Source organism: Micromonospora sp. HK10 (genome assembly GCF_000982955.1).
Taxonomy (GTDB): domain Bacteria; phylum Actinomycetota; class Actinomycetes; order Mycobacteriales; family Micromonosporaceae; genus Micromonospora.
Genome location: NZ_KQ058685.1, coordinates 1 through 9387 on the forward strand (window position 1 = coordinate 1; position 9387 = coordinate 9387).

Here is a 9387-nt window from a genome sequence, read left to right on the forward strand (position 1 = left end):
GACCGGCCGCCTCCACCGGCCCGGCCACGGCGGCGAGCCGGCGTCAGACCGCCTCGACCGGCCCGCGCTCGGCGACCACCTCGACGGTCGGGGCCGGCGTCGCCGCCTCGGCTGGCCGGCGCCGGCCGATCACCCGCTCGTAGAGGCGTTCCAGCGCCCCGGCCGTCCGCTCCCAGGTGTAGCTGCACCGGACCCGGTCGACCGCCGCGTGCCCGTACGCGAACCGGCCGGCGTTGTCGGCGAGCAGCCGGCGCAGGGTGACCCCGAGGGTCCGGACGTCGCCGGGCGGGATCAGCTTGCCGGTCACCTCGTCGACGACCGCGTCGGCGATGCCACCCATCGCGTAGCCGACCACGGGCACGCCGCAGGCCATCGCCTCCAGCGACACCCGGCCGGCGGAGGCGTAGTGCGGGGTGCAGGCGACCACGTCGGCGGAGCGGTACCAGGTGGCCAGTTGGTCGTGCGGCACCGCGCCGACGAGCTTGACCTGCTCCCCTACCCCGGTGTGCTCGGCCAGCTCGCGCAGCCGGCGGGCCTCGGCGTGGTCGGCGAGCTGTTCGGCGGGCGGGCCGCCGGCGATGACCAGTTCGGCGTCGCCGACCAGCCGCATGGCGCGGATCAGGTCCTCCTGTCCGTGTCCGGGCGCGAGCCCGCCGACGGAGAGGATGCGGGCGCGCTGGTCGCGCGGGGCGGCCTCGCCGTCGGGGTGGAACTGCTCGGTGTCCACGCCGGTGGGCACCATGGCCACGGAGGTGCGCTGCAACCCCATCCGGGTCAGCTCGTCGACCTCGTCGTTGCACTGGGCGACGGCGATGTCCACGGCCCGGATCAGCGCCCGTTCCAGCGGGATCCGCTCGCCCGGGCCGTCGTAGCGCGACCCGAGGTGGCGCAGCTGCTCGACGCCGAGGGAGTGGAAGGTCTGCACGACCGGGATGTCGGTCTCGCGGACGGCGTGGGCGGCGGCCAGCCCGCCCACCCAGTAGTGACCGTGCACCACCTCCGGCGCCCAGGCGCCGGACCACTGCCGGGCCAGCCAGCCGCCGAGGTCGGTGACGTACGGGACCAGTTCGGCGGTGGGCAGCGGGCTGGCCGGGCCGATCGGCACCCGCTCCAGCCGGTAGCCGCCGACCTCGGCGACTTCGGGCTGGTCCGGCTCGTCGCGGCGCTCGTACACCCGGACGTCGTGGCCCCGTGCGGCGAGTTCGGCCGCCACCCGCTCGACGTGCTGGTGGGTGCCGATGGTGGACGGGCCGGCGTGCGCGCACACAAGGCCGACGCGCATGGTGCACCTCCATGCGTTCTCGCGAGCGGTGGTCCTCCGGTCAGAGGGTCCCATTAACCCGGCCCCGTTGCGCCGAAACCTGGCAGATCGGGACCGGTCCGACGGGCCGGCCGGGCTGGTCACCCGGACGTTCCGCCGTCTTGGTGACACCTGCCCCGTACGGCCGCGCGGTAACCGTGATCCGCGTTGCTCCGACGGCATGACCCGGCCGTGCCGGGGGTACCGGCCAGGAATGCCTCTCACCCGCACTCTGGACGACGCGACGGTGGTGATCACGGGGGCTTCCAGCGGGATCGGCGCGGCGACCGCGTACGCGCTGGCCCGCCGGAGTGCCGACGTCGTGCTCGCGGCCCGCTCCGAGGACGCGCTGCGCCGGGTCGCCGCACACTGCCGGGAGCTGGGCGGCCGGGCGTTGGTGGTGCCCACCGACGTGACCGACGCCGAGGCGGTGCGAGAGCTGGCGGCGCGGGCGGCGGCGGAGTTCGGCCGGATCGACGCGTGGATCAACAACGCGGCGGTGGGCGTGGTCGGGCTCTTCGACGAGATCCCGGTGGCGGAGTTCCGCCGGGTGCTGACGGTGAACCTGCTCGGCACGGTGCACGGGACGAAGGCGGCGCTGCCGTGGCTGGACGCGGCCGGCGGCGGCGTGGTGGTCAACAACGCCTCGGTGCTGGCCGAGGCCGCGATGCCCTACCAGTCGGCGTACAACGCGGCCAAGCACGGCATCCGCGGGCTGTCCGACACGATCCGCCAGGAGCTGCGGGTCACCGGGCGCGGCCACATCTCCATCTGTACGGTGCTGCCGGCCACCATCGACACCCCGTTCTTTCGGCACGCCGCCAACCACACCGGGCAGGAGCTGGTCCCGCCGCCGCCGGTCTACCCGCCGGAGGTGGTCGCCGAGACGATCGTCCGGCTGCTGCGCCGGCCGCGCCGGGAGGCGTACGCGGGCGGCGCGGCGCGGCTGCTCGGACTCCAATGGCGGCTCGCCCCGGCGCTGGCCGAGCGGGTGCTCGGCTGGTACACCGCGCGCACCCAGTTCGGTCCCGGGGTGCGGCTGGACAGTTCCGGCAACGTGTTCCGGCCGGACGCGGCGGGCGAGCAGACCGGTGGCTGGCACGGCCGACGCCGCCAGCTGGTGCGGATGACGGCCGCGTTCGGGTTGGCCGCGGCGGGCACCGCGGTGGGCACGATGGCCGCGATGAACCGGCGGGCCAGGGCGGATCGGTGAGGAACGGGTGAGCCGGCCGGGTGCGCGTGCCGCCGCGGGCATGCACAATGGGACGATCATGCCGACGGACGTGCGATGCCTGGTGGAGACGGATGCGTCTTCCGCCGTGGTCCGGCTGACCGGGGTGCTCGACCTGCCCGGGGCGGAGGCCGTCCGGGGCGCGCTGCTGGCCCGGCTCTGGCAGCGGCCGGGCCCGGCGATCGTCGATCTGACCGGGGTGCGGATCGCCGCGCCGCGGGCTCGCACGGTCGTCGACGACGTCCACCGGGCGGTGGCGGGTTGGCCGGCGGCCGGCCTGCTGGTGCTGGACCCGGCGGGCGCGCCGGCGGGCGACGTCCCGGTCTTCCCGACGCTGGACGCCGCGCAGGCCGCGTTGGTCGCCGCGCCGCCGGCCGCGGTGCTCACCGCCGACCTGCCGCCGGTGGTGGCGGCGGCCCGGGAGGCCCGGGCGCTGGTCACCGACGGCTGCGCCCGGTGGCGGATGCCGGAGCTGGCCGAGCCGGCGTGCATCGCGGTGACCGAGATGGTCAACAACGGGGTCGCCCACGCCCGGTCGTCGATGACGCTGCGGGTCGCCCCCCGCGACGGCGCGCTCCACCTCGCCGTCCGCGACCACTCGTCGCGGCCGCCCGCGTACGCCGGGCTGGCGCCGCTGACCTCGACCGGAGGTCGCGGGCTGCTGCTCATCGACACGGTCTCGCGGTCCTGGGGCAGCACTCCGCTGCCGGACGGGAAGGTGGTCTGGTGCGTGCTGCACGCCGAGGACGAGGCGGCGTTCCGGAACTGAGGCCGGGTTTGACCCTCTTTCTCCCGATCCACCCCGCCGGTCGCGGTTAATCCGGCGAGCGCAGTGGGTAGTTCCCGGTCATGCGCGACGACGAGTACCCCACCCCCGTGTCCGACCCCGAGGCGGAGGGCCTGCCCGACACCGCCGACGACGACTCCACGGCCAACGACGACGTCTTGACCGGACGCGAGGCGGACGGCCCGGAGCCGGCCCAGCTGCCCGGCGACCGGACCCCGGTGGCCGTCGACCAGTTCGGCACCACCGCCGAGGAGCAGCTCGACGGGGAGTCACTGGACTACAAGCTCCATCGCGAGCAGTACGAGCGGCCCGCCGACGACCCGCTCGCCGGCGCGGTCGACCCGGACATCGCCGCCGAGGCGGACAGCGAGGAGGCCGCCGCGCAGGCCCAGCTCGACGCGGACGTGATCGACCCGGGCCCGACCTCGGACCCGCACTCGCCGGTCTCCCTCTACGACCACGGCCAACTCGGCGCGGTCGCCGACCATCAGGTGGGCCGGCTGGTCGAGCCGGACGAGGGCGCCCACACCGATCAGGAGACCGACAACGTCGCGTACGACGCGGGTGCGGCCGGCGGCGGGGCGACCGCGGAGGAGCTGGCCATCCACGAGACCCGCCCGCCCGAGGCGAGCTGACCGGTCAGCCGTCCAGGCCCCGCTCGATGGCGTACCGGGTCAACTCGACCCGGTTGTGCAGGTGGAGCTTGCCGAGCGTGTTCTGGACGTGGTTCTGCACGGTGCGGTGGGAGAGCCCGAGCCGCTCGGCGATCTGCTTGTACGACAGTCCCTTGGCCACCAGTCGCAGCACCTCGGTCTCCCGTTCGGTGAGCCGGGGTGCCGCGTCGTGCGCGGTGGCCGGCCCGGCCGCCAGCCGGCGGTACTCCCCCAGCACCAGCCCGGCGAGCCCCGGTGTGAAGACCGGCTCGCCGGCCGCGGTCCGGCCCACCGCGTCCAGGAACTCGGCCGGCGCCGCCGACTTGACCAGGTAGCCGGTGGCGCCGGCCTTCACCGCGTCCAGCACGCTCTGCGGCTCGCCGCTGGCCGAGAGCATCAGCACCCGCACCCGCGGCAGCGCGGCGCGCAACCCACGGATCACCTCGACCCCGGAGACGTCCGGCAGTTGCAGGTCGAGCACGACCACGTCGGGGCGGGCCGCCGGGGCGACCCGGACCGCCTGCCGGCCCTCCCCGCTGGTCGCCACCACCAGGTAGCCGGCCTCGGTCAGGTCGCGGGCCACGCCCTCGCGCCACATCGGGTGGTCGTCGACCACCATCACCCGGATGCTCACCGGTCCCCCCTCGGCACGCTCAACTCGATCTCCGTACCGGCGCCCGGGGCGGACACGATCCGCACCTGCCCGCCCAGGTCGGCCACCCGGCCCTGGATCGACTGGGCCACCCCGAGCCGGCCCTGCGCGACGGCCTCGGCCAGCCGTCCCGCCGGGATGCCCGGCCCCTCGTCGCGTACCGAGACGGTCACCGTCTCCCCCTCGTCCTCGATCAGCACCCAGGCCCGCCCGGCGGCGTGCCGGGCCACGTTGTCCAGCGCCGCCCCCACGGCCGCGGCCAACTCGCCGGCCACCCGGGCGGGCAGCCGCACCGGCGTGGCCGGCGCGGCCACCTCGACGGTCGCCGAGGCGTACCGGTCGAGCAGGTCGCGCAGGTCCCGGTCGTCGCCCTCCTCGGCGGGGCCGGCGCCCGCCCGGCCGATCAGCGCCCGCAGTGCCGCCTCCTGCTCACCGGCGAGCCGGGCCAGTTCGCCCGCCTCGCCGTCCAGTTCGGCGCCGCGCCGCTGCACCAGCGCCAGCACCTGGAGCACCGAGTCGTGGATGTCCCGGGCCAGCCGCTCCCGCTCGCGGCTGGCCGCCTCCAGTTCCACCGCCCGTTGCAGCCGCTGCTCGGCGGTCACCGCGAGCCGGGCGACGTGCCCGACCACCACCCCGGCCAGCAGCATCAGGATCACTCCGGTGAGCGAGGACTGGCTGACCCGCTCCCGGGCGACCAGGTCGACCCCGCCGAGCACCAGGGCGGCGACGGCTCCGCGCCGCCGCCCGCCGGAGACCGCCCAGGCCAGCACCGGCCCGGCCTGCCAGGCCACGGTCAGCGTGGGCACCCCGGCGGCGAGCGCCGCGCGGCCCACCACCCAGGGGTTGGCCAGCATGATCGCCATGACCACGCCGAGGTCGGCCAGGAGCAGCGGCCAGCGCCGCCCCGCCGGGCGCGCGTAGCCGGCCGCCGTCGCCGTGCTCCAGGCGAGCATGACCAGGAGTACGCCGCCGGCGGCGAGCGGGTGCGCGTACCGGTCCGCGTCGCGCAGGACCAGCAGCCCCACGTACGCCAGCGAGGCGAACCGGAACACCGCGATCGACCGCCAGAGCGGGACCTCCAGACCACCCGGGGACGACGGCATGCGCGCCACCATCCCATAACCGACGTGGGGCGGGGTGGCGGGTGCGGCTCGGGAAACCCTGACGTACGGTGGAAATGCCGCGAAAATCGTCGAGATCAACCGCCGGGACGGGGCCATGACGAATGCAGAACCCCCCGAACCGCGTACGGTTGTGCCCATCGAACCTTCCCCCCTCATCGCCGAAGCCTTCGACCAGAGGCGGGTGACCGAGCTACGCCACTCGGTCACCTCCTGCGCGCGCGGCGCCGGGCTGACCGGCCAGCGGCTCGACGACTTCGTGCTGGCGGTCAACGAGCTGATCACCAACGCCGTGCGGCACGGCGGCGGCCAGGGCCGGCTGCGGTTGTGGCAGCAGGACGGCCAACTGGTCTGCGAGGTCGCCGACCACGGCCAGGGGATCAGCGCGCGGCGGCTCAACGACCGCGACCGGCCCGCGCCGGGCGCCGCCGGCGGCTGGGGGCTCTGGTTGGCCCGGGAGCTGAGCGACACCATGGCCGTGCAGACCGGCCAGGCCGGCACGATCGTGCGGATCAGCGCCACGCTGGCCACCCGGCAGCAGGTCGCCGAGCCCGCCGAGAGCTGACCGCCCGCGCGGTCTCAGGCGAAGAGCGCGCTCACCGACTCGCCGTTGTGGATCCGGCGCATCGCCTCGGCCAGCGCCGGCGCCACCGACAGCACCGTCAGCTCCGGTACCCGCTTCTCGGCCGGGATCGGCACCGTATTGGTGCAGACGATCTCCAACACGCCCTCCTGGGTGCTCAGCCGCTCCAGCGCGCCGTCGGAGAAGAGGCCGTGGGTGCAGACCAGCCGAATCGAGCGGACCTTCCGCTCGCGCAGGTGGGCCATCAGCTCGATCACCGTGCTGCCCTTGGCGATCTCGTCGTCGAGCACGATCACATCCCGGTCGGCCACGTCGCCGATCACCGTGCTGATCTTCACGCGGTCGTCCGGGAACCGCTGCTTCGCCCCGACCGCCACCGGCGTGCCGAGCATCCGGGCGAACGCGGCGGCCTCCTTCGCGTTGCCCAGGTCCGGCGAGACCACCACGGCGTTGGCCAGGTCGTAGCGGGTGAAGTGGGCGGCCAGTTCGCGCAGCGCGTGCAGGTGGTCCACCGGGACGCTGAAGAAGCCGTGTACCTGCGGCGAGTGCAGGGTCATCGCGAGCACCCGGTCCGCGCCGGCCGAGGTGAGCAGGTCGGCCACCAGCCGCCCGCCGATGGAGATGCGCGGCGCGTCCTTCTTGTCCGACCGGGCGTACGCGTAGTGCGGCAGCACCACGGTGATCCGGCCGGCCGACGCGCCCCGGGCGGCATCGATCATGAGCAGCAGCTCGACCAGGTGCTCCTGCACCGGCGGCACCAGCGGCTGGATCAGGAAGACGTCGCGCTCCCGGCAGTTGGCCTGCAACTGCACCTCGAGGCAGTCGTTGGCGAACCGGGACACCCGCACCGGGTGCAGCGGGACGCCCAGGTGGGCACAGATCTCGGCGGCGAGGTCGGGGTGGGCGGTCCCGCTGAACACGGCAATGTCACGCACGCCTGATGATCGTACGGGGCGACCGGGGGAGGCGCGCGACGCTTCCGCCGGGTACGGTGCTGCGGTGACCGGAGACTTCGTCGCCGCCATCGATCAGGGCACCACCTCCTCCCGGTGCATCGTGTTCGACCGGTCCGGAGCGATCGTCTCCGTGGCCCAGCGCGAGCACCGGCAGATCTTTCCCCGGCCCGGCTGGGTCGAGCACGACGCCGAGGAGATCTGGACCAACGTGCGGCAGGTGGTGACGGAGGCGCTCGCCGCCGCCGGCACCGGGCCGGACGGGCTGGCCGCGGTCGGCATCACCAACCAGCGGGAGACCACCGTGGTCTGGGACCGGGCCACCGGCCGCCCGGTGGCCCCGGCCATCGTCTGGCAGGACACCCGCACCGGCCCGGTGCTGCGCGAGCTGGCCGAGACGTACGGCGAGGAGCGGCTGCGGGCCCGCACCGGCCTCACCCTGGCCACCTACTTCGCCGGGCCGAAGCTGCGCTGGCTGCTGGACCACGTGGAGGGGCTGCGCGAGCGCGCCGAGCGGGGCGAGGTCCTCTTCGGCACCATGGACAGCTGGCTGATCTGGAAGCTGACCGGCCGGCACGTCACCGACGTGACCAACGCCAGCCGCACCATGCTGATGGGCCTGGAAACCCTGGACTGGGATCCGGAGCTGCTCGACGCGCTGCGGGTGCCGGCGGCCATGCTGCCGGAGATCCGCTCCTCCAGCGAGGTCTACGGCACCGCCGACGAGCTGCTCGCCGGGGTGCCGGTGGCCAGCGCGCTCGGCGACCAGCAGGCCGCCCTCTTCGGGCAGACCTGCTTTCAGCCCGGCGAGGCCAAGTGCACCTACGGCACCGGCAGTTTCCTGCTGCTCAACACCGGCGCCAGCGCGGTCCCGTCCCGGCACGGCCTGCTCACCACGGTCGCGTACCGGATCGACGGCCAGCCCGCGGTGTACGCGCTGGAGGGCGCCATCGCGGTCACCGGCTCGCTGGTCCAGTGGCTCCGGGACAACCTCGGTCTCATCTCGACCGCCGCGCAGGTCGAGGAGTTGGCCCGCACCGTCGACGACAACGGCGGCTGCTACGTGGTGCCGGCGTTCTCCGGGCTGTTCGCCCCACACTGGCGCAGCGACGCCCGGGGGGTGATCGCCGGGCTGACCGGCTACATCACCAAGGGGCACCTGGCCCGGGCGGTGCTCGAGGCGACCGCCTGGCAGACCCGCGAGGTGGTCGACGCGATGGACGCCGACTCCGACGTGGCGTTGCGGCGGTTGCGGGTGGACGGCGGGATGACCGGCAACGCGCTGCTCATGCAGTTCCTCGCCGACGTGCTCGACGTGCCGGTGGTCCGCTCCCGGATCACCGAGACCACCTGCCTGGGCGCCGCGTACGCCGCGGGCCTCGCGGTGGGCTTCTGGCCGGACCTGGCCACCCTGCGCGAGCAGTGGCGCGCGGACGCCCGGTGGGAGCCCGCCATGGACCCGGCGCACCGCGACCGGGAGCTGCGCAACTGGCGCAAGGCCGTGCAGCGCACCCTCGACTGGGTGGACGACTAGGCCCGGCGTTCAGACCGAGCGGATCCCGGAAGTTTCAGTCGCTCGCGCCGCTCCAGCGTGGCGGCGGATCCCCCACCTCCGGTCGTCTCTGCTCCATTTCGACGTCGATGCTGCCAGCAAAACCGCTGGTGGCGGTGGCAGCGCGGCCCAATGCGGCACTTCTTGCCGAGTAGAGCTTGCCGGAAGTTTTCCGGAACCCATTGTTTCCGGGGTGTTGCCGTGCCAGCATGGCGTGGCATTGAAACCTGTCGTTCGCCGGTCCAGGTCACGCGATCCACCGATCCCGATACGCACGCGCGGCGGCTGCGGCCGGCGCGGGTGTGGTGCTCGGCGTCCGGGACCCAGACCCGAGAAAGGAGGCCACCGTGGCAACCAGTTCCCCTGCCCGCTCCGCTGACTCCCCCCGGAGCCGCTCGTTAAGGTTCCGACTGCTGATCGGCGGCACCGTCGCCGCCATGGCGGCGACGGGCGCCGTGATGGTGATGCCCTCGGCGAACGCCGCGGCGAGCACGCTGGGTGCGGCGGCCGCGCAGTCGGGCCGGTACTTCGGCACGGCCATCGCGGCCAGCCGGC

General features: G+C 74.5%; 10 protein-coding genes. 5 read left to right on the forward strand and 5 right to left on the reverse strand.

The window, feature by feature from the left end; genetic code table 11:
- Positions 1-43 precede the first annotated feature (43 nt).
- A complete protein-coding gene (locus LQ51_RS03780) occupies positions 44-1282 on the reverse strand; it encodes a glycosyltransferase (RefSeq protein ID WP_046563233.1) in 1239 nt (412 codons plus the stop codon).
- A 232-nt stretch (positions 1283-1514) separates the two neighbouring features.
- Between LQ51_RS03780 and LQ51_RS03785 the strand changes: the two genes are divergently transcribed.
- The 3 genes from LQ51_RS03785 to LQ51_RS03795 all read left to right on the forward strand — a co-directional run bounded on the left by LQ51_RS03785 (position 1515) and on the right by LQ51_RS03795 (position 3953).
- Positions 1515-2513: an SDR family oxidoreductase gene (locus LQ51_RS03785; protein WP_046563234.1), complete on the forward strand. Its 999-nt coding sequence runs from the start codon at positions 1515-1517 to the stop codon at positions 2511-2513.
- 58 nt (positions 2514-2571) lie between these two features.
- Complete coding sequence (locus LQ51_RS03790; RefSeq protein WP_231605301.1) at positions 2572-3300, forward strand: ATP-binding protein; 729 nt, start codon at positions 2572-2574, stop codon at positions 3298-3300.
- Positions 3301-3380: 80 nt separating this feature from the next.
- Entirely contained in the window at positions 3381-3953 is a 573-nt protein-coding gene (locus LQ51_RS03795; RefSeq protein ID WP_046563236.1) for a DUF5709 domain-containing protein, read from the forward strand.
- A 4-nt stretch (positions 3954-3957) separates the two neighbouring features.
- Here the strand turns inward: LQ51_RS03795 and LQ51_RS03800 are convergent, their stop codons facing one another.
- Together LQ51_RS03800 and macS are read right to left on the reverse strand one after the other, a co-directional pair.
- Positions 3958-4590 carry a response regulator gene (locus tag LQ51_RS03800; protein WP_197087517.1) on the reverse strand — a complete coding sequence of 211 codons (633 nt, stop codon included), beginning with the start codon at positions 4588-4590 and terminating at the stop codon, positions 3958-3960.
- An 11-nt stretch (positions 4591-4601) separates the two neighbouring features.
- On the reverse strand, positions 4602-5726 hold the full coding sequence (gene macS, locus LQ51_RS03805) for a MacS family sensor histidine kinase (RefSeq protein ID WP_046563241.1): 1125 nt from the start codon (positions 5724-5726) through the stop codon (positions 4602-4604).
- A 115-nt stretch (positions 5727-5841) separates the two neighbouring features.
- Here macS and LQ51_RS03810 point away from each other — a divergent pair, with 115 nt between their 5' ends.
- Complete coding sequence (locus tag LQ51_RS03810) at positions 5842-6309, forward strand: ATP-binding protein (protein ID WP_046563238.1); 468 nt, start codon at positions 5842-5844, stop codon at positions 6307-6309.
- A 14-nt stretch (positions 6310-6323) separates the two neighbouring features.
- Here LQ51_RS03810 and LQ51_RS03815 read toward each other — a convergent pair whose 3' ends face one another.
- On the reverse strand, positions 6324-7262 hold the full coding sequence (locus LQ51_RS03815; RefSeq protein ID WP_046563239.1) for a ribose-phosphate diphosphokinase: 939 nt from the start codon (positions 7260-7262) through the stop codon (positions 6324-6326).
- Between the two features lie 64 nt (positions 7263-7326).
- On the opposite strand from LQ51_RS03815, the gene glpK reads away from it, so the two are divergent.
- Positions 7327-8814 (forward strand): glycerol kinase GlpK, encoded by a 1488-nt coding sequence (gene glpK / locus LQ51_RS03820; protein ID WP_046563240.1) that lies wholly within the window; start codon positions 7327-7329, stop codon positions 8812-8814.
- Between the two features lie 265 nt (positions 8815-9079).
- Here the strand turns inward: glpK and LQ51_RS33240 are convergent.
- A partial coding sequence (locus tag LQ51_RS33240) for a hypothetical protein (protein WP_231605311.1) occupies positions 9080-9387 on the reverse strand: 308 nt, incomplete at its 5' end.